The sequence below is a fragment of the Methylobacterium guangdongense genome (assembly GCF_038442355.1).
GTDB lineage: Bacteria > Pseudomonadota > Alphaproteobacteria > Rhizobiales > Beijerinckiaceae > Methylobacterium > Methylobacterium guangdongense.
The window spans coordinates 325,653-343,223 of record NZ_JBBXMX010000002.1; the positions used below are offsets into that span (position 1 = coordinate 325,653).

The window sequence follows — 17,571 nt, forward strand, 5'->3', positions numbered from 1 at the left end:
GACCACTTCGGCATGGCCAGGGCTCCGCTGCCGCTGCCCGTCAGCCTCGATCCGACGAGCCCGCTGCCGCTCCACGCGCAGCTCCGCGAAGCCCTGCGTGCGGCGATCCTCGACCGCCGGCTGCCGCGCGGGGCCCGGCTCCCGGCCTCGCGCGTCCTCGCTGCCGATCTCGCCTGTGCCCGTGGCACGGTGGTGCTCGCCCTCGAACAGCTCGTCGCCGAAGGCTACCTGACGGCCCGCCCCGGCTCGGCCACGTGCGTGGCGGCGATCTTGCCGGACGATACGGTGCCGGCGCTGGGCGGGTCCGAGGGGGCATCGCCGGCGCCGGTGCCAAGACTCTCGCGCCGGGGCGCCAGCCTCACGGCGACGCCGCGGCTCCGGTACATGGCGGGATCTGCCGCCCCCGACGCCTTCGCGCTCGGCCGTCCGGCCCCGGACGCCTTCCCGTACGCAGTCTGGGCGCGCCTGCTCCAGGCCGAATGGCGCCACGGCCCGGCCGAGCCGCCGGATCCCCGCGGCTCGCCGGCGCTGCGGAGCGCGATCGCGACCTATCTGGCCCAGGCGCGGGGCGTCGCCTGCGCGGCCGAGGACGTGATCGTCACGGCCGGCATCCGGCAGAGCCTGCGACTGCTCGCGGAGCTGCTGCTGGATTCCGGGGAAACGGCCCTGGTCGAGGAGCCGGGCTTTCCGGGGATCGCGCAGGCGCTCGCCAGCGCGGGCCTGCGGCCGGTGCCGGTCCCGGTGGGCCTGGGTGGGCTGTCGGCATCCCGCGCGGCCCTCCTGGCGCCCGGCGCGCGGCTCGCCGTGGTGACGCCGGCGCACCATTACCCCCTAGGCCACACCATGAGCCTGGAGAACCGTCTCGACCTCCTGGCGTGGGCGGAGGCTTCCGGGGGCTGGATCGTCGAGGATGATTACGACGGTGCCTACCGGTATGCCGGCCGGCCGCTGGCGCCGTTGCGCGCCCTCGACCGGGCCGGCCGCGTCATCTACGTCGGCAGCTTCTCCAAGCTCCTGTTGCCGGCGCTGGGCCTCAGCTACCTCGTCCTGCCGCGCGGGCTCGTTGCGCCGGTGAACCAGGCGCTCGCCGAGATGGGCCCCGCCCCGCCGGGCATCGGCCAATGGGCGCTGGCGCGCTTCATCGAGGACGGCCACCTCGCCGGCCATCTGCGCCGGACCCGCCGCCTCTACGCGTTGCGTCAGGAGGCCCTGGTGGAGACCGCCGCGACCCTCGCCGCCGATGTGATCGCGGTCGAGCCGATGGAGGGCGGGATGCATCTCATCGCGCGGCCGGGACCGGCCTGGACCCCGGGCCTCACCGATGCAGTTGCCGCCGCGGCGCTCGGCCAAGCCGGGATCTCCGCGGTTGCGCTCTCGGCCTATCACGCCGGCCCGCCGGAGCCCGGGCTGCTGCTCGGCTACGCCGCCGTGCCGGAGCGGGCGATCGCGCCGGCGGTGCGGCGCATGGCAGAGGCGCTGCGTCAGACCTCGTGATCGGCGGACAGCTCGATCAGGGCACGATCGCGCCGGTCTCGGCGAACCGGGCCAGCCGCGCGACGAGGGGCGCGACCATCACGCGGTCGAGCTGCCGCAGGAGACCGCTGTGCGCGTGGGCGAGGTTCGCCTCGGCCTGCTCCCGCGCCCGGCGGTGCCAGGCCGGACGATCCGCCTTGCAATCGGCCCAGGACCGCTCGACCGCGCGGAAGACCTGCGGCAGGCGTGCGATCGGGTCGGCGATCGGGTCGTAGGCGTGGTCGATCAGGCCCTCGAAGGTGTGGAAGCCCAATTCAGACAACCGCGCTACGGCGCGCGGGGCGCCGACCATCACGAAGGGCAGACCGGTCGCGGCCGCCTTCAGGGACTTTTCCGTGATCCGCTCCACCCCGGGCTCGAAGAAATCGGTCTCCGAGATCACCGTCAGGTCGCAGTCGGCGTATGCCTGCGTATCCAGGGTCAGCACCATGTCGGTGCCCTGGTCGGGGTCGATCCGCTGGGCGTGGCGGGGAATCCAGGTCTCGATATCCGCGAAGATCGGCCCGAAGGCGGCCTCGATCTCAGGCGGGCGGTGGAAGACATCGATGCCGCCCGCCTTCGGGTTGTCGGCGCCGATGCCGTGAAACGAGATCAGGCCGTCGCGATCCAGGCCCTTGAGCTGGAACCAGCGGAAGAGCAGCACCCGGTGCCAGCGCAGGGCCGCGTTCTGGCACAGGAAGCGGGCCGGACCCGCGGTTCGCGCGAACGGCGCGTAGCCAATGCGGTCGAGCGGGGCCTGCGGGAAGAGCCGCGGGCCGGCCTCCGCGTCGAGCCAGAGGGCGACCTGGAGCGGGAAGAACTCGAAGGTCCAGAAGCGCAGGCCCTCGCCGAAGAGCCGCTCGTAATCCAGCCGCAGCATCCGGTTCTGGGACACGAGGACGACGCGGTCCCGGGGGATGCCGAGCCCGGCAAGGTTGCGGTGAAGCGCCTCGAAGGTCGGTGCGTGCAGGCCGGGGCCCTCGTTCGAGAGATCAAGCAGAAGCGCCGCCCGCCCGGATCGCAGGTTCTCGACATCGCCGGGGGTGAGGAGATCGAGCCGCCCGTTCGCTTCCGGGAATCCCAGGCGGACGAAGTCGAGGACGGGCAAGCAGAGGGCGTGGCGCGCCTCGCCCGGTTCGGCCGTGACGGTGACCGGCTTGCCCATCCAGCCGAGGGCGGCTGGCAGGAAGTGGCCGGCCTCGCCCCGGGGGACGAGCAGGATCTCGGAGGAGGGTCGGCTCATCGTCATGCCCCGGCGGCCCACAACCGGACCGTGCGAAGCCGGATAAAGGCTTCGCGCGGGGGCGTCGAGGTCAGGCCGGGACCGGCTCGGCGGCGCGGACCGGCGTCGGGCCGGCACGGTAGGCGGCCGAGGCCTCCTCGGTCCGCCAGCAGGCGACCTGATGGCCGGGCGTGATCGCGGCGACCGGCGGCATCTCCCGGCGGCAGCGTTCTTCCGCCAGGAAACAGCGCGGCGCGAACGGGCAGCCCGGCGGGCGGTTGGCGAGATCGGGCGGGCTGCCCGGGATGGTCTGGAGCCGGGAGCCCTTGGCGAGCGCACCCTCGGCCCGGCTGCGCAGCAGGCCGATCGTGTAGGGGTGGTGCGGGTTCAACACGACCTGATGCGCCGTGCCGGTCTCGACGATCTTGCCGGCGTACATCACGGCGATCCGGTCGGCGACCTCGACGGCCGCGCCGAGATCGTGCGTGACGATGACGATCGACAGGCCGAGATCGCGCTGCAGCTCGCGCAGCAGCAGCAGCACCTGGATCTGCACCGTGGCGTCGAGCGCCGTGGTCGGTTCATCGGCGAGCAGAACCTGTGGCCGGCAGGCGAGCGCCAGGGCGATCATGGCCCGCTGGCGCATGCCGCCCGACATCTCGTGCGGGTAATTGTCGAGCCGCCGCTCCGGGCTCGGGATCCGCACCCGCTCGAACAGGGCGAGCGCCCGCTTGCGCGCCTCATCCTTGGAGATCCGCTCGTGGCGCCGGATCGCTTCGGTGATCTGCTGGCCGACCGTATAGACCGGGTCGAAGGCGAGCAGCGGCTCCTGGAAGATCATCGAGACGTCGCCGCCGCGGAAATCGGCGAGCTGGCGCTTGGTCAGCGCCTGCACGTCCTTGCCGGCCGCCCGGATCGTACCCTCGATCCGGCTGCGGCCTTCGGGGAACAGGCGCAGGATCGCGCGGAGGGTGACGCTCTTGCCGGAGCCGGATTCGCCGATCAGCGCCAGCGCCTGCCCGCGCTCGAGGGCCAGGTCGACGCCGTCGACGACCTGAACCTTGCCGAAGGCGACGCGCAGGTCCTTGAGCGTGACGGCGGGTTCCGAGGAAGGGGTGGGAATCGAACTGCTCATGCCGCGAGTGCCTCGGCGGGTGCCGCGGAATGGCCGGAGCTGGGCTGGCGGGCGAGGCAGGCCACGCGGTGCAGCGGCCGGACCGCGTCGAGCGGCGGCTCCCTCTCGGCGCAGACACCCTCCGCGAGGGCACAGCGCGGGTGGAACCGGCAGCCGGAGGGCGGGTCGATCGGATTCGGCGGGTCGCCCTGCAGCAGCGCGGCCTGCGTGCGGTTATCGGGGTCGAGGGACGGCATCGAGGCGAGCAGCGCCTCGGTGTAGGGATGGGCCGGCGCGTCGAGCACCGTGTCGGACGGGCCGATCTCGGCGACCCGGCCGAGATACATCACCATCACCCGGTCGGAGATGAAGCGCACGACGTTCAGATCGTGGCTGATGAAGATGTAGGTCAGCCCGAACTCGGCCTTCAGGTCGAGGAGCAGGTTCAGCACCTGCGCCTCCACCGACTTGTCGAGGGCCGAGACCGCCTCGTCGAGGAGCACCAGCCGCGGCTCAAGCGCCAGCGAGCGGGCGATGTTGACCCGCTGGCGCTGGCCGCCGGAGATCTCGTGCGGGTAGCGGCCGGCGAAGCGCTTCGGCTCCAGGCCGACCCGGGCAAGCAGCGCGCGGGCGCGCTCCACCGCCTCGCGGCCCGGCACGCCGTTGACCTTCGGGCCGAAGGCGATCGACTGCTCCACGGTCATGCGCGGGTTGAGCGAGGCGTAGCTGTCCTGGAACACCATCTGGACCTGGCGGCGATAGGCCCGCCACGGCATGGCGCGCTCGCCGATCGCCTGGCCGTCGTAGAGCATCTGGCCCGAATCGCGCTCGATCAGGCCCATCAGCAGCTTGGCGGTGGTGGACTTGCCGCAGCCGGACTCGCCGACGATGCCCAGCGTCTCGCCCTTCAGGACGTCGAAATCGACGCCGTCGACGGCGCGGACCACCTGTTTCTTGCCCCCGGCCTTGCGGACCGGGAAGTGCTTGGTCAGCCCCGAGACCGACAGGAGCGGCTGGGCCGGTCCGCCGCGGTCGCGGGCGAACGGGTCGGGGGCGTCCGGGATGACGCTCACTGGCGAATCTCCGTCATTGGCGGATTTCCATGGCGGCGCGCAGGCCGTCCGAGAACAGGTTGAAGGCGATCGAGACGAGGAAGATGCACACGCCCGGCAGGGCGGCCACGACCGGGTTCACGTAGATCGCGGTGCGCAGGGTGTTGAGCATCAGGCCCCATTCGGGCTCGGGCGGACGCACGCCGAGGCCGAGGAACGAGAGGCCCGAGGCCAGGATCATCGAGACCGAGATCAGGCTGGTCGAATAGACGAAGATCGGCCCGACGACGTTGCCGAGCACCTGCACGCGCATGATCGTCAGGGCCGAGGCGCCCGAGAGCTTGGCGGCGTCGATGTAGTCGCGCTTGCGGATGCCCGTCGTGACGCTCTCGGCCACCCGGGCGATCTGAGGCACGAACACGCAAGTCAGCGAGACGATCGAGTTGAAGATGCCCGCTCCCAGGGCGCCGGAGAGAGCGATCGCCAGCAGCACGGAGGGGAACGCAAAAAACACGTCGATCGTGCGCATCAGGATCGTGTTGGTCCAGCCGCCGACATAGCCGGCCAGGATCCCGATGCCCGAGCCGATCACGAAGGCGATCAGCACCGGCGTGACGCCGATGAACAGCGACAGGCGCGAGCCCAGCATCAGCCGGCTGATCATGTCGCGGCCGAGCTCGTCCGAGCCGAGCCAGTAGGTGGCGTCGCCGACATGCCTGAGGCGGCGCAGCATGGAGCCCTTGTAGGGATCCATCGGGGTGATCCAGGGCGACAGGAGCGCGATCAGCACGACCAGCAGGATCACGGCGCCCGCGCCCATGGCGACGGGGTCGCGCACCAGCCGGTGGCCGACATGGCCCCAGAAGCCCCGCGACGGGACGAAGGCGGCCTCGGGCCCGTGGGCGACGTCCTCGGCGGCGAGCACGCCGCCGTCGAGGGCGATGGAAGCCGCGGTGACGGGAGCAGTCATGATCGGGCTCCGGCTCAGGCGCGCTCGATGCGCGGGTCGAGGGCGGTCTGCATCACGTCCACCAAGAGGTTGAGGAGCACGAAGAACATCGCCAGCACGAGGATCGAGCCCTGAAGCAGGGGCAAATCGCGCTGGAAGATCGCGGCGTTGAGCAGGAAGCCGGTGCCGGGCCACGCGAACACGGTCTCGACCAGGATCGAGCCGCCGAGCAGGTAGCCGAGCTGCAGGCCCATGATGGCGAGCGCGGTCGGGGCGGCGTTGCGCACGACGTGCTTGAACACGCCGCGCTCGTCCATGCCCTTGGCGCGCAGGGCCTCGACGAAGTCCTGGGACAGGATGTCGGCGACCAGCGCCCGGACCGTGCGGGCGATGATGCCCATCGGGATCACCGACATCGTGACCGCGGGCAGGATCATGTAGCGCAGGTGGTCGAAGTCCGGGCGCCAGTTGCCGGAGCCGTCCGGCCCGGCGCCGGTGGGCGGCAGCCAGCCCAAAGTCGCCGAGAATATGATCACCAGCACCATGCCGAGCCAGTAATGCGGCACGCTCACGCCGAAGACCGACAGCGCCGAGGCCGCCCGGTCGGCCAGCGAGTTGCGGTGGTAGCCCGCCACGAAGCCGAACAGCGTGCCGAAGGTGAAGCCGATCACGGTCGCCACGGAGGCGAGGATCAGCGAGTTGACCACCGCGCGGCTGACCTCGCTCAGCACCGGCCGTCCGGTGGCGATCGAGATGCCGAGGTCCCCGTGCAGCACGTGCCAGAGCCAGATCAGATACTGGACCGGCAGCGGCTTATCGAAACCGTAGGCGGCGCGCATCTCGTCGATCATCGACTGCGTGGCGTCGACGGGCAGGATCGCGCTCAGCGGATCGCCCGGCGCGAGATGGACGAGGAGGAAGCAGACCACGCTGACCCCGAACGCCACGGGGGTCGCGTAGAGCAGGCGCTTGAGGGTGTAGAGGAGCATTGAAGGCCCTGTTGTCGTGCACAGCCGAGGCTCTTCCCCTCCCCCTTGCGGGGAGGGGTTAGGGGTGGGGGTGGTTCAGACGGCACCGCTGTGCTCAATCCTGCACCACCCCAACCTCCGGCTCCTCCCCGCAAGGGGGAGGAGAGATGTGTCTCGCCCGGCTACCGTCCCGCGGTCGCGATGGTGATCTTCGAGAAATCCTGGAACCAGTTCTGCGCCTGAACGAAGCCCTTCACCTTCGGGCTCATCGCCCGCGGATTGACGTCGTGCGTGATCATGACGAACAGCGCGTCGTCGACGTACTTCTCGTGGATTTTCTGCAGGACCTTGGTCTGCTCGGCCTTGTCGAAGGTGTTGCGGACCTGATCGAACAGCTTGTCCATCGCCGGGTCGCAGTAATAGCCCCAGTTCGTGCCGTTCGGCGGGGCGAAATTGCACTGCAGATGGCGGATGAAGCCGGTGAACGGGTCCTGGATGAAGTACGAGTAGTTGATCGCCGAGACGCCGCGGGAGATATCGGCCTTGGCGCCGGCCCGCCAGATGTTGATCAGCGTGTTCCACTCGACCACCTCGTAGTCGACCTGGATGCCCACCTCGGCCAGGTTCTGCTGGATGAACTCGTTCATCGGCAGCGGCTGCATCTGGCCCGAGCCCGAGGCCGAGATCGCGACCTTGAGCTTCAGGGGCTTGGCCGGGCTGTAGCCGGCTTCCGCGAGCAGCTTCTTGGCGGCCTCCGGATCGTACTTGATGTCGAAGGTCGGGTGGCCGAACCACTGGTGGCCGGGCGGCATGAAGCCCTTGGCCGGGATGGCGAGGCCGCCGAGCAGTTCCTTCAGCCCCTCGCGGTCGATGGCGAGGTTCGCCGCCTTGCGTACGCGGATATCGTTCCAGGGCGAGCCCTCGACCCGCGAGAGGTGCCACGTCCAATTGTGCGGATAGGCGTTGGTGACGATGGTGAAGCCGGCGCTCTTGAGCGATTCCACCGCGTCGGGCGCGGGCGCCTCGATCCAGTCGACCTGACCCGAGCGGAGCGCGGCGGTCCGGGCATTGGCTTCGGGGAGCGGGATCAGCACGAGCTTGTCGAGCTTCGGCACCCGATCCTTGTCCCAGTACTCCTTGAACGGGACCATCTCGGCGCGCTCACGCGGGGCGAACAGGGTCAGCTTCCAGGGGCCGGTGCCCGAGGGCTGCTTGGCGAAGGTGTCCCACGACTTGCCGAGCTTCTCCCACTGGGCCGGCGACGACATCATGATCCAGGCGATCTGGTAGGGCAGCGTCGCGTCGGGGGCCTTGGTGGTGATCTCGACGGTCATCGGATCGACGGCGCGGTAGCTCGCCACCGCGGGGATGCGGGTCTTGCCCTGCGCCGACTGGCGCGGGTCGTATTGCGGAGCGTCCGACTTCAGGAGTTTGTCGAGGTTCCAGACCACCGCGTCGGCGGTGAAGTCCGAGCCGTCGTGGAATTTCACGCCGGGACGCAGCTTGAACGTCCACTTGGTCTTGTCGTTCGGGTCGACGGTCCAGCTGGTGGCGAGCCCCGGCACGAGATCGGAGGCCAGTTCGGCGCTCGACAGGTCCCAATTGATGAGCCCGTCATAGACCGTGTAGCCGAGGAAGCGCATGCCCTCGCCACCATTGTCGGTCTGGCCGGTGGTGAGCGGGATGTCGGAGGCGGTCATGCCGATCCGCAGCGTCCCCTGCGCGAAGGCGGCAGAACTCGCAGGAAGCGCCAGGGCGCCGGCCAGCGCCACACGGGCGCCGAATTTTTTTAGACGGGACAGCATCTTGGATCGGGTACTCGCGTGGATCCGGGCCAGTCGGGCCCGGCATACGCTCGTCCCTATGCAAGCCGGCGGCCAGTCGCCCTGCGAACCGCGCGGACCCCGCCGTGTCACGGTGTTGGACCAAACGCGCGGGCTTACGGCGCGCCCTTTCCCGGACAGGTGTAGCGTCAGCGGAACCTGATCCGGGGTCCCGCACAATGAGCGCCGTGCCAGCGGCACAGGTCTATACAGACCGACGCTTCGCGGAGTCTCGCACGGGATCCCGGGTCGCATTCTGCTGGCGGTGCATGCGCCCGGGACAGGGGCGGCGCACACGACCGGCTTGATACGTTGGCGTCGGATCGCCGCCCAACACCTTGAAAGCGCTGCGCGAAGCTATTCCACGTCGATGAGGCTCACATGGGCGGCCACCACCCGCCAGCCCTCGGGGAAGCGCACCCAGGTCTGGCTCTGGCGGCCGATCTTTCCGGGGGCCGCGGCGCGGCGGAACAGCGTCATCGCGGTTGCGAGGTCGCGCCCGTACGTGGTGATCTGCGTCTGCGCGAGGGTACGCTCCAGGCCGACCGGCGAGCGGGCGCGGCGGAAGGCGCGGATCGCGTCCATGCCGTAGAGGTTCTCGCCGATGCCGTACCGGATGGTCAGCGGATCGTCCCGGAACAAGGCCTCCAGGGTCGGGACGTCGTTGGTGGTGAGCGCCGTCTCGTAGGCCCGGAATGCGGCCTCGACTTCGGCCTTCACGGCGGGATCGTCGATCACCATCAGGTCAGCTCCGCGATGCGCGCCGTGCAGATGCCGGTCCGTTCGAGGTGGCGGGCGACGCGGAGGGCCAGATCCTCCCGCCAGGGGGCGGCGATGACCTGGACGCCGAGCGGCAACCCGTCATCGAGCCAGACCGGGGCGGCGACCACCGGAAGGCCGATGAACGAGATCGGCTGGGTGAACACGCCGACATTGGCCCGCACCGGCAGGCTCACGCCGTCAAGGACGAAATGCGTCTGCCCACGCTTCGGCGCCCGGCAGGGCGTGGCGGGCGCCAGGATCACGTCGACGCCGCCGAACAGGTCGAGCACCGCGTCCCGGTACCAGCGCCGGAAGCGTTGCGCCCGTTCGACGAAGGGCGCCGGAATCATCGCGCCGGCGATCAGCCGGTCCCGCACCGCCGGATCGAAATCCCCGGGCCGGGTGCGCAGGCGGTCGAGGTGGAGCGTCGCGCCCTCGGCTGCGGTGATGAGATAGGCCGCCGCCCGGGCGCGGTGAGCCTCCGGCAGCTCGACGGTCCGCTGCGCGCCGAGCGCCTGCGCGACGTGCCCCACCGCCGCGAAGGCTTCCGGATCGCCGCTCCGGGCGAAGTAGCCGCCCGCCACCGCGATCCGCAGGCCGTCGATACCGATCTCGAGGGTCGACAGGACCGGCTCCGGCGCGCGGGTCGTGGCCACCGGGTCGTCCGGATCGGGGCCCTGCATCGCATCGTACGCCAGGGCGAGGTCGGCGACGCTGCGCGCCATGGGCCCGAGATGATCCAGGCTGCCCACGAACGGAAAGCTCCCGGCCCGGCTGAGGCGCCCATAGGTCGGCTTCAGCCCGAAGCAGCCGCAGAAGGCCGCGGGCACCCGGATCGAGCCGTTGGTGTCCGAGCCCAGCGTCAGCGGCACCATCCCGGCGGCGAGCGCCGCGCCGGATCCGCCGGACGAGCCGCCGGTCATATGGTCGAGGGCGTGCGGGTTGCGGGCATCCCCGTCGTGGATGTTCTCGCCTGTGAAATCATAGGCGTATTCGCCCATGTTGAGGCCGCCGATCAGGATCGCCCCGGCCGCCTCGAGCCGGCGTACCAGAGCCCCGTCCCGCCGGGCCGGGGGAAGCGCGCGGTTGATCTTCGAACCCGCTCGGGTCGGCAGGCCTTCGATGTCGATCAGATTCTTGACCGCAAAGGGCACACCCGCGAGCGGCCCGGCCACACGGCCCTGGCCCGATGCGGCGTCGAGGGCGTCGGCCCGGGCCAGGGCGCGCGCGGCGAGCACGTCCGTGAAGGCATTCACTCCGCGGTCGAGACGCGCGATGCCTTCCAGGGTCTGTTCGATCACGCTCCGCGCGCTGCAGCGCCGGTCGGCGACTGCGGCGGCGATCGCCGTCGCTTCCGCGGGTCGGGATGCGCTCATGCTTCGAACCGCTGCGCAGCGTCGATGGCATCGGGGATCTCGAAGTCGGCGAGCAGCGTGGCTGCCGCCGCGAGGACCCGGAGGTTGGCGGCGATCGGTGCGGTCCAGGCCGCGTCCAGCGTGAGGCCGAGGAGCGGAGCTGTCGCGGCGAGGTAGCGTTCTGGTTCGAACGAGGCGTCGGTCTCAGGCATCGGGTCCACAATCAAGCGGCGGATGAGCTCTATGCCCCAGTAGCAGACCTCGTGCCGTCCGCTGCCGGCGAACCGTCGGCCATCATATGACTAATTTGTGTGCAGATATGCCGCTAAGGTTTGGATGCCGCAGAGACGCGATAAGAATGCCCGATTTTTGAGCAGGCGGCTGCCATCGATCAGCCGTGCGGCCGGCGCGCCGCCGACGCCTGTGACGAGGCACATTTCACCGGTTCAAGGTCATCAGGGGGATCGATGTCGGCAGCGCAAATCAGTGATGCAAGCGTAGAATAAGTTCTGCGGAGCGGTTTTGATACTGTGTAGGCCGTGTCGCAGGCTTGTCTGAAGGCCAGGAAGGCCGCCGTTGCGGTTCTCGGTCGGTGGCGGTCAGGACCGGCCACTCACCTTGCCGCCGCGTTGTGCGCGACCTATCTCCTGATCCGTCAGACATCCTGTCGCGCCTGCGCAACGTCTTCACAGCGATCGCCGTTTGATGTTTTTCTGCATCGCCGGACGAAACTCTTACAGAGACGATGTGGATTGTCGCTTTCTGGGCAGGCTGAAGACGCCGGTGCGATTGCATCTCCATCGGGGCTCCGGGTAAGGGCTCTCCGTTTTTCAAATTTTGGTTCGACCCGAGCGCTGCGGCGCAGATCGAGCGCTCGGGTCGAACCATCGGTGCTGCCGATGGGTCGGCACGGTTCCGAGGTCCGGGGACGGCGTCGGAATCTGCAGACTGAGGTCCCTTGCCGGCGTGGCCGGATGTCCCTGCAAGACGCCCAACATACCGAACTGAGAAAGGTCAGATGAGCGCATTCGACTACAGGAACTTCGACGATCGCCGCCAGAACTCGCAGAATGCCAAGGCCGCTTTGCTGGCCAAGTTCAAGGCGCGGCCCCCGTCCGACGATCCGGAGGTGATCGCCAAGGCCAAAGCCCGGGCCGATATCGCCAAGGCGCGCGAGGAGCGGACCCGTGAGCGCGAGGCCGCCCGCATTGCCGCCGAACTGAAGGCCGCCGAGGAGAAGCGTCAGCGCGAGGAGGCGGAACTGGCTGCCCAGCTCGCCCGCGAGGCCGCCGAACTCGCCGCCGCGCAGGAGCGCAAGTCGGCCGAGCTCGCGGCCAAGAAGGCCCAGCGCGACGCCCGCTACGCGGCCCGCAAGGCCAAGGTGAAGGTCAAGCGCTGAGCGGACGCGACGTTCGACAGCCTTGTGTCCGTTGAACGACGCCCGCCTGTCCCGGCGGGCGTCGTCGCGTCCGGGGTCCGTCGACTGAAACCCGCCCGCGGTGTCCCGCGTTTGCGACGGTCTGCAAGCTGCCCCTGTGCGTGCGGCTGTCGTAGCGAGGGCGCGCGATGCTTATCCGAACGCTTCTGGTGCTCGTCTCCGTCGTCGTCTGGTCGGGGGCGGCCGCGGCGCAGGACCACGCCACGGCGATCGCCTGCGAGACCCTGATTGCGGCCCGCCGGATCGACGCGACCACCGGCTCGGGCCATCCGGCCGAGGCCGAGGCCGGCTGCCGCAGCATCGACCGGAAGACCATCGGGTCCGTGGAGCAGCGGGCGCTGATCGGCGGCGCACCCTACGAGTGCATGACGATCGCAGGCGCCGGCCGGTGCCTGTGGATCGTTCCGTGATGGATGCCGGTCCGTAGTCCCGGACGGTTCACGGCGGCGCGAAACGCTCTATCTCGGCGTCCGGGTGGAGCGAGGACTGCGATCCGAATGCCGTATTCAAGGCCGTATTCTTGGGCGAGACGGCGTTTTCCCGTAGGTAGCGTTATCGGAGCGTCAGTCGGCCTGATGCTGGCCATGACCCCCGCACGCGCCGAGCCGCCGATTCGCAGCCCCGAGGATGCCGCCTGCCGCCTCGAAGCCAAGGCGAAGGTTTTCGCGACGCCCAATCCCCGGGGTCTGGAACTCGAAGAGATCGGCAAGCAGATCTATTACGCCTGCATGGCGCGGCTGGGCCAATCCGCGCAGCCGGCTAAACCGGCGCGCCGACGGCACAAGCGGCACCATCGGCGTTGAGGGGGGCCTCGGCCCGCGCCGTTCAGGCGTCGAGCGGCGCTCCGATCCGGGCCCGCAGGCGCAGGCGCAGGGCTTCGTTTCCGCCCTCTTCCTGCAGGGCCGCCATGAGGCGGAGCAGGTGACTGAGCGGGGTCGACCGGGACTCCACGGCTTCGGCGATCTGTTCCGGCAACGTCTTGGCGACCGGAATGAAACGCGATGCCGGCTGGGCCTGATGGGTCTGAGGCATCAGCGTCGCTCGTCCTTCGAAGGGATCCAAGTTGGCGGGCGGCTCGCTACGCCTTTTGCCGGGGTCGCACCAGCCCCATTCGTATTTTTCTGTAGCCGGCATCACGCTGCGTCACCGCACTGCAACACGTGATGCGAAACGTGGGGATATCGGAGCCGGCGGGCACGAAATCGCTTGCCCCACTTCCGGTTGCGATGGCCCTCAGCGCTGTGCCAGGGGCGAGCGGTCGTACCCGTCGAGCAGGTCCTGCGGGTCGCGGAAGATCGCCACGCAGCCCGCCGCGGACAGGTCCGCCTCCGGGAAGCCGCCGCACAGCAAACCGATGGTCGGCAGGCCCGCCTTCCGCGCGGCCTCGGCGTCGTAGGGCGTGTCGCCGACGACGTGGATCGTGCTGGACGGACCACCGTCGAGCTTCGCCAAAGCGGCCTCGAAGATGTCGGGATGCGGCTTCGACCGGTCGGCGTCGTCCGAGCTCGTGGCGACATCGACGAGGTCGCCGATCTTTAGAATGTCGGTGTAGCGCTCCACCTCCGCTCGCTTGCCCGATGAGGCCAGGGCGATGGTGTTGCCGTCCGCACGGATCCGCTCGAACAGCGATCGCACGCCCGGAAACGGCTTCACGTCGGGAAGGTATTTCCGCTTGAACAGGTCGGACCGGAAGGCCTCGATCGTTTCGCCGTCCCGTTCGATCCGCTCCTGCGGCAGGAAGACCGGCATCAGCTCGTCGCCGCCCTTCCCGATCTGGCTGCGGACTTTGGCCTCGTCCGTCTCGACGCCGAAATGCGCGAAGGCCTCGACCCAGGCCCGGGCATGCAGATCGACGCTGTCGAGCAAGGTCCCGTCGATGTCGAAGATCACGGCGCGCATGCTGGCCTCATCGCGGCGCAGGGCGGCCCGCTTCACGGGCGTCAACGGGGCGGCAGAAGGCCCTGTTCCCGGGATTTCGGTGCTGGAACGGCAGAAGCCCGCCCCCGGGGTGGGGACGGGCTTCTGAAATGTGTTCGGTGCGGTGCGCGTCAGTGCATCGCGGCCGGGGTGCGGGCGGGCTTCGCCTTGGCGGCGATGCCGGCCGTGACGGCAGTCTTGGAGGCCCGGATGGGCTTCGGGGCAGCCGGCTTCGCGGCAGCCTTGACGGGCGCGGGCTTCGGCGCCGGGGTGGCGGCGGCCTTCGGAGCGGCGGCCTTGGCGGCCTTGGGCGCAGCCGCCTTCGGAGCCGCAGCCTTCGGAGCGGCAACCTTGGGGGCAGCCGACTTGGGGGCAGCCACCTTGGCCGGAGCGGCGGCCTTCTGGGCCGGAGCCGGCTCGGTCACAACCGCCGGCGTCGTGTCGACGCGCAGAGCTGCTTCCGCGCGCAGCCAGTGCGCCGCGGCCTGACCGTGAACACGGCCCTCGTTTTCCCAGATGAAGTAGGCGTACTCGCGCACGTGGTGTTCGCTGATCTGCATGCCGGAAACCTCTCCCTGTCCGTCCTGTCACCGACGATGGGAGGGCTCGGTTAAGAGGGGGTTAACCCAGTGGACCCGGCGTGCGGGGCTCCGGATCGGCGTGCCGCCGCCCCCATCGGGCTCATCTATCGGGTGCGCCCCAGGATGCGCCGCGCTTCGGTCAACAGGATCGCGTGACGCTCGGCGCCCGGTCCCGCCTCCGGCGCCTCGCGGCCCGCCTGGACGACGAGCCTCTGGAACCGGCGCCGATCCAAGCCCCAGGGGCGCAGGCTCGCCAGGACGGCGCCCAGCACGATCCGCACGGCCTCGGTGCGCGCCTCCGCGCGGGCGACCGCCTCCGATTGCACCGCGGACGGGCTCTCCGCGTCATCGGAGGTCGGGGCGGAAGTCGGGGCGGAAGTCGGGGCGGACGAGGCCCGCGCCTGTTCGAGATCGGCTGCGGCGCGTCGCGCGGCCTGCCAGGCCTGATCGTGCTGGTGCGTCCGCAGGGCGAGCAGAACCTTGAGCGCGGCAACCTCGGCGCGGGCCTCGTCGAGTTTCGTCTCGGTCTCGCGGAGGTCCGTGTGCGGATCCTGCGCGCGCGTCTCGTCCCCGGTCACCGTCACCCTCGGCTCCTCTGCCACCTGCTGGGCCCGTCCTCGGACGCCCAGGCCGGAATGTCCACTCGCCCGCGAAGCCGCACCGGTTGAGAAATTCCGACGGCCGGTCCACATGGACGGAAGCGCCCGCGGGCGCATGTCCCGGCCGGCCTTGAACCGGCGCAGCGGAGTTATGCCAGCATGTTCATCCAGACCGAAGCCACGCCGAACCCGTCGACCTTGAAGTTCCTGCCCGGACGCGTCGTCCTGGCCGAGTCGACCTTCGAGGCCAAGGACGCCGAGGCCGCCGCCCGCTCGCCCCTGGCGTCGGCGCTGTTCGCGGTTCCGGGCGTCTCCGGCGTGTATTTCGGACACGACTTCATCTCCGTCACCAAGGCCGAAGACGGCTCCGATTGGGCGCAGGTGAAGCCCGCCGTGCTCGGCGCGATCATGGAGCATTTCCAGTCCGGTGCGCCCGTGATGGCCGAGGGCGGTCACGACGCGGTCGAGCCCGGCGACGAGTTCTACGACGAGGCCGACCACGACACGGTCGTCACCATCAAGGACCTGCTCGAGACCCGCGTGCGCCCGGCCGTCGCCGGAGACGGCGGCGACATCACCTTCCGCGGCTACAAGGAAGGCGTCGTCTATCTCGAGATGAAGGGCGCCTGCTCGGGCTGCCCGTCCTCCACCGCGACGCTCCGGCACGGGGTGCAGAACCTGTTCAAGCACTTCCTCCCGGAGGTGCGGGAAGTCCAGGCGATCTGAGGATCGAAGCGGGGGCGCTGGAGGCTGAGACGCCACGATCGCGGTAGCTCGGGCCGGCGACGCCGGCCGGAGCATCGCGGTCGTGGCGTGCGAAGACGGAGCCCCCACTTCCGACCGCCGGGACCACCGAGACGATCGCCGGCCGGATCGGTCGGGTCTCCCGGGCCGCCTGAGGGAAGCGGGGTCGTGTCCCCGGGCAAAGCGGCGCAAGCCGGCAACACTCCGCAGCCGATGGGGACAGCCGACCGGACCGGCGCTGACGGGACGGCGGTTTTGCTCTATCGATTCCGACTCTTCGCGCCGTTCGAGGGCGCAGGGAATGGACGGTCGGCGCGGACCGGCATGCGGGAGTGGACGTGCGTATCCTGGCCATCGACACAGCGCTGGACACCTGCGCCGCCTGCGTCATGGCGGAGGGTGACGAGACGCCGCTCTCCGTCGAGTCCCTCGCGATGACCCGCGGGCATGCCGAATCCCTGCTGCCGCTGATCGAGCGGGTCATGGCCCGGGTGGATGGCGGATTCGAGGCCATCGACCGGATCGCTGTCACGGTCGGCCCCGGCAGCTATACGGGCTTGCGCGTCGGCCTGTCGGCGGCCCGCGCGATCGGCCTCGCCACGGCCAAGCCGGTGGTCGGGGTCGGCACCCTCTCGGCCCTGCTGGCGCATCTGCTGGCCGAGACGATCGAGGGCTCGATCGCCGCCGCGATCGATGCCCGGCATGGCGCGATCTACGTTCACGCCCTCAGTCCGGGGCGCGACGGCATCGCCCCGGCGCATCTCCCCGTCGCCGAGGTCGCCGACCGCCTGATCGGGGCCGGTCCCATGCTGCTCGCCGGATCCGGTTCGCCGGCCCTGGCGGCGGCCCTGGCCGAGCGCGGCGTCCAAGCCAGCGTCAACCGCGTCACCGGGCCGGACATCGCATCCGTCGCCTCCCTCGGGCTCCTGGCCGACCCCGAGCAGGCGCTGCCCCGGCCGCTCTACCTGCGCGGGCCCGATGCGCGGCCCCAGGACCATGCGCGGATCGCCCGGCAATGACGCGGCCCCTACCCTTCTGGCCCTCCGACTGGTGGTCGGCGTGGTGGGACGCGCTGAGCCCCGAGCCCTACGTGGCGCCGCTCATCGACGCGTCGCAGGCCCCGACGCTGGCCCGGCTGCACGCCACCGCGTTCGCCCGTCCCTGGGAGGCCCATGAATTCGAGCGCCTGCTCTGCGAGCGGTCGACGCAGGCCCATGCCCTCTGGCGGGCGGGCACGCTGCACGGCTTCGTGCTCTCGCGCCGCGCCGCCGACGAGGCCGAGATCCTGACCGTGGTGCTGTCGCCGGCCCTGCGCGGCGGCGGGCACAGCCGCAAGCTCCTGCGCGAGCACCTGTCGAGCCTCGCGCTCAGCGGCATCGCCCGGGTCCATCTGGAGGTCGACGAGGGCAACGCCCCGGCCCTGCGCCTCTACAGCCGCAACGGCTTCCGGCAGGTCGGCGCGCGCACCGGCTACTACCTCAAGGCCGACGGCAGCCGGGCGACCGCGCTGACGATGAGCGCCGACCTCTGACGCC

Annotated in this window: 20 protein-coding genes; 7 read left to right on the forward strand and 13 right to left on the reverse strand. The window is 70.2% G+C overall.

Going from position 1 to position 17,571, the window contains the following annotated elements:
* The first annotated feature begins 12 nt into the window (after positions 1-12).
* The gene (pdxR, locus tag AAHG09_RS05365; protein WP_342105867.1) at positions 13-1,494 is read left to right on the forward strand and encodes a MocR-like pyridoxine biosynthesis transcription factor PdxR; all 1,482 of its coding nucleotides are present in this window, start codon (positions 13-15) and stop codon (positions 1,492-1,494) included.
* A 16-nt stretch (positions 1,495-1,510) separates the two neighbouring features.
* Here pdxR and AAHG09_RS05370 read toward each other — a convergent pair whose 3' ends face one another.
* From AAHG09_RS05370 to AAHG09_RS05410, 9 genes are all read right to left on the reverse strand, one after another.
* Positions 1,511-2,755, reverse strand: a complete 1,245-nt coding sequence (locus AAHG09_RS05370; protein ID WP_342105868.1) for a hypothetical protein — start codon at positions 2,753-2,755, stop codon at positions 1,511-1,513.
* Positions 2,756-2,825: 70 nt separating this feature from the next.
* Positions 2,826-3,869 (reverse strand): ABC transporter ATP-binding protein, encoded by a 1,044-nt coding sequence (locus AAHG09_RS05375; protein ID WP_342105869.1) that lies wholly within the window; start codon positions 3,867-3,869, stop codon positions 2,826-2,828.
* Positions 3,866-4,921 carry an ABC transporter ATP-binding protein gene (locus tag AAHG09_RS05380; RefSeq protein ID WP_342105871.1) on the reverse strand — a complete coding sequence of 352 codons (1,056 nt, stop codon included), beginning with the start codon at positions 4,919-4,921 and terminating at the stop codon, positions 3,866-3,868. The genes AAHG09_RS05375 and AAHG09_RS05380 overlap by 4 nt, the downstream gene beginning before the upstream one ends.
* Before the next feature lie 13 nt (positions 4,922-4,934).
* Positions 4,935-5,870 (reverse strand): ABC transporter permease, encoded by a 936-nt coding sequence (locus tag AAHG09_RS05385; RefSeq protein WP_342105872.1) that lies wholly within the window; start codon positions 5,868-5,870, stop codon positions 4,935-4,937.
* A 14-nt stretch (positions 5,871-5,884) separates the two neighbouring features.
* The gene (locus AAHG09_RS05390; RefSeq protein WP_342105874.1) at positions 5,885-6,838 is read right to left on the reverse strand and encodes an ABC transporter permease; all 954 of its coding nucleotides are present in this window, start codon (positions 6,836-6,838) and stop codon (positions 5,885-5,887) included.
* Between the two features lie 161 nt (positions 6,839-6,999).
* Entirely contained in the window at positions 7,000-8,622 is a 1,623-nt protein-coding gene (locus tag AAHG09_RS05395; RefSeq protein ID WP_342105875.1) for an ABC transporter substrate-binding protein, read from the reverse strand.
* A 375-nt stretch (positions 8,623-8,997) separates the two neighbouring features.
* Positions 8,998-9,381: an oxalurate catabolism protein HpxZ gene (gene hpxZ / locus AAHG09_RS05400; RefSeq protein WP_342105877.1), complete on the reverse strand. Its 384-nt coding sequence runs from the start codon at positions 9,379-9,381 to the stop codon at positions 8,998-9,000.
* Positions 9,381-10,778 (reverse strand): AtzE family amidohydrolase, encoded by a 1,398-nt coding sequence (locus AAHG09_RS05405; protein WP_342105879.1) that lies wholly within the window; start codon positions 10,776-10,778, stop codon positions 9,381-9,383. The genes hpxZ and AAHG09_RS05405 overlap by 1 nt, the downstream gene beginning before the upstream one ends.
* Positions 10,775-10,969 (reverse strand): AtzG-like protein, encoded by a 195-nt coding sequence (locus tag AAHG09_RS05410; RefSeq protein ID WP_342105880.1) that lies wholly within the window; start codon positions 10,967-10,969, stop codon positions 10,775-10,777. The genes AAHG09_RS05405 and AAHG09_RS05410 overlap by 4 nt, the downstream gene beginning before the upstream one ends.
* Positions 10,970-11,775: 806 nt before the next feature.
* On the opposite strand from AAHG09_RS05410, the gene AAHG09_RS05415 reads away from it, so the two are divergent.
* From AAHG09_RS05415 to AAHG09_RS05425, 3 genes are all read left to right on the forward strand, one after another.
* Positions 11,776-12,156, forward strand: a complete 381-nt coding sequence (locus AAHG09_RS05415) for a DUF6481 family protein (RefSeq protein WP_342105882.1) — start codon at positions 11,776-11,778, stop codon at positions 12,154-12,156.
* A gap of 167 nt (positions 12,157-12,323) precedes the next feature.
* Positions 12,324-12,605: a hypothetical protein gene (locus AAHG09_RS05420; RefSeq protein ID WP_342105883.1), complete on the forward strand. Its 282-nt coding sequence runs from the start codon at positions 12,324-12,326 to the stop codon at positions 12,603-12,605.
* 165 nt (positions 12,606-12,770) lie between these two features.
* Positions 12,771-12,998 carry a hypothetical protein gene (locus AAHG09_RS05425; RefSeq protein ID WP_342105884.1) on the forward strand — a complete coding sequence of 76 codons (228 nt, stop codon included), beginning with the start codon at positions 12,771-12,773 and terminating at the stop codon, positions 12,996-12,998.
* A gap of 22 nt (positions 12,999-13,020) precedes the next feature.
* Here AAHG09_RS05425 and AAHG09_RS05430 read toward each other — a convergent pair whose 3' ends face one another.
* From AAHG09_RS05430 to AAHG09_RS05445, 4 genes are all read right to left on the reverse strand, one after another.
* Entirely contained in the window at positions 13,021-13,227 is a 207-nt protein-coding gene (locus AAHG09_RS05430; protein ID WP_342106214.1) for a hypothetical protein, read from the reverse strand.
* 201 nt (positions 13,228-13,428) lie between these two features.
* On the reverse strand, positions 13,429-14,094 hold the full coding sequence (locus AAHG09_RS05435) for an HAD family hydrolase (RefSeq protein WP_342105885.1): 666 nt from the start codon (positions 14,092-14,094) through the stop codon (positions 13,429-13,431).
* A gap of 149 nt (positions 14,095-14,243) precedes the next feature.
* Positions 14,244-14,672, reverse strand: coding sequence for a DUF2934 domain-containing protein (locus AAHG09_RS05440; protein ID WP_342105887.1), 429 nt, complete (start codon positions 14,670-14,672; stop codon positions 14,244-14,246).
* 125 nt (positions 14,673-14,797) lie between these two features.
* A complete protein-coding gene (locus AAHG09_RS05445) occupies positions 14,798-15,277 on the reverse strand; it encodes an atp-dependent helicase (RefSeq protein WP_342105888.1) in 480 nt (159 codons plus the stop codon).
* A gap of 174 nt (positions 15,278-15,451) precedes the next feature.
* Between AAHG09_RS05445 and AAHG09_RS05450 the strand changes: the two genes are divergently transcribed.
* The 3 genes from AAHG09_RS05450 (at position 15,452) to AAHG09_RS05460 (ending at position 17,567) form a co-directional block, all read left to right on the forward strand.
* Positions 15,452-16,018: a NifU family protein gene (locus AAHG09_RS05450; RefSeq protein ID WP_342105889.1), complete on the forward strand. Its 567-nt coding sequence runs from the start codon at positions 15,452-15,454 to the stop codon at positions 16,016-16,018.
* A gap of 356 nt (positions 16,019-16,374) precedes the next feature.
* Positions 16,375-17,055 carry a tRNA (adenosine(37)-N6)-threonylcarbamoyltransferase complex dimerization subunit type 1 TsaB gene (gene tsaB / locus AAHG09_RS05455; protein ID WP_342105891.1) on the forward strand — a complete coding sequence of 227 codons (681 nt, stop codon included), beginning with the start codon at positions 16,375-16,377 and terminating at the stop codon, positions 17,053-17,055.
* Positions 17,052-17,567: a GNAT family N-acetyltransferase gene (locus tag AAHG09_RS05460; protein ID WP_342105892.1), complete on the forward strand. Its 516-nt coding sequence runs from the start codon at positions 17,052-17,054 to the stop codon at positions 17,565-17,567. The genes tsaB and AAHG09_RS05460 overlap by 4 nt, the downstream gene beginning before the upstream one ends.
* Positions 17,568-17,571: the final 4 nt, after the last annotated feature.

What these genes read in the sequence shown, in the direction of transcription:
- AAHG09_RS05450 (WP_342105889.1), top strand. Translation starts at nt 15,452, where the DNA reads ATGTTCATCCAGACCGAAGCCACGCCGAACCCGTCGACCTTGAAGTTC.
- AAHG09_RS05460 (WP_342105892.1), top strand. Translation starts at nt 17,052, where the DNA reads ATGACGCGGCCCCTACCCTTCTGGCCCTCCGACTGGTGGTCGGCGTGG.
- AAHG09_RS05390 (WP_342105874.1), bottom strand. Translation starts at nt 6,838, where the DNA reads ATGCTCCTCTACACCCTCAAGCGCCTGCTCTACGCGACCCCCGTGGCG.
- AAHG09_RS05370 (WP_342105868.1), bottom strand. Translation starts at nt 2,755, where the DNA reads ATGAGCCGACCCTCCTCCGAGATCCTGCTCGTCCCCCGGGGCGAGGCC.
- AAHG09_RS05385 (WP_342105872.1), bottom strand. Translation starts at nt 5,870, where the DNA reads ATGACTGCTCCCGTCACCGCGGCTTCCATCGCCCTCGACGGCGGCGTG.
- AAHG09_RS05395 (WP_342105875.1), bottom strand. Translation starts at nt 8,622, where the DNA reads ATGCTGTCCCGTCTAAAAAAATTCGGCGCCCGTGTGGCGCTGGCCGGC.
- hpxZ (WP_342105877.1), bottom strand. Translation starts at nt 9,381, where the DNA reads ATGGTGATCGACGATCCCGCCGTGAAGGCCGAAGTCGAGGCCGCATTC.
- AAHG09_RS05410 (WP_342105880.1), bottom strand. Translation starts at nt 10,969, where the DNA reads ATGCCTGAGACCGACGCCTCGTTCGAACCAGAACGCTACCTCGCCGCG.
- AAHG09_RS05435 (WP_342105885.1), bottom strand. Translation starts at nt 14,094, where the DNA reads ATGCGCGCCGTGATCTTCGACATCGACGGGACCTTGCTCGACAGCGTC.
- AAHG09_RS05420 (WP_342105883.1), top strand. Translation starts at nt 12,324, where the DNA reads ATGCTTATCCGAACGCTTCTGGTGCTCGTCTCCGTCGTCGTCTGGTCG.
- AAHG09_RS05440 (WP_342105887.1), bottom strand. Translation starts at nt 14,672, where the DNA reads ATGCAGATCAGCGAACACCACGTGCGCGAGTACGCCTACTTCATCTGG.
- AAHG09_RS05425 (WP_342105884.1), top strand. Translation starts at nt 12,771, where the DNA reads ATGCTGGCCATGACCCCCGCACGCGCCGAGCCGCCGATTCGCAGCCCC.
- AAHG09_RS05415 (WP_342105882.1), top strand. Translation starts at nt 11,776, where the DNA reads ATGAGCGCATTCGACTACAGGAACTTCGACGATCGCCGCCAGAACTCG.
- AAHG09_RS05375 (WP_342105869.1), bottom strand. Translation starts at nt 3,869, where the DNA reads ATGAGCAGTTCGATTCCCACCCCTTCCTCGGAACCCGCCGTCACGCTC.
- pdxR (WP_342105867.1), top strand. Translation starts at nt 13, where the DNA reads ATGGCCAGGGCTCCGCTGCCGCTGCCCGTCAGCCTCGATCCGACGAGC.
- AAHG09_RS05430 (WP_342106214.1), bottom strand. Translation starts at nt 13,227, where the DNA reads ATGCCTCAGACCCATCAGGCCCAGCCGGCATCGCGTTTCATTCCGGTC.
- AAHG09_RS05405 (WP_342105879.1), bottom strand. Translation starts at nt 10,778, where the DNA reads ATGAGCGCATCCCGACCCGCGGAAGCGACGGCGATCGCCGCCGCAGTC.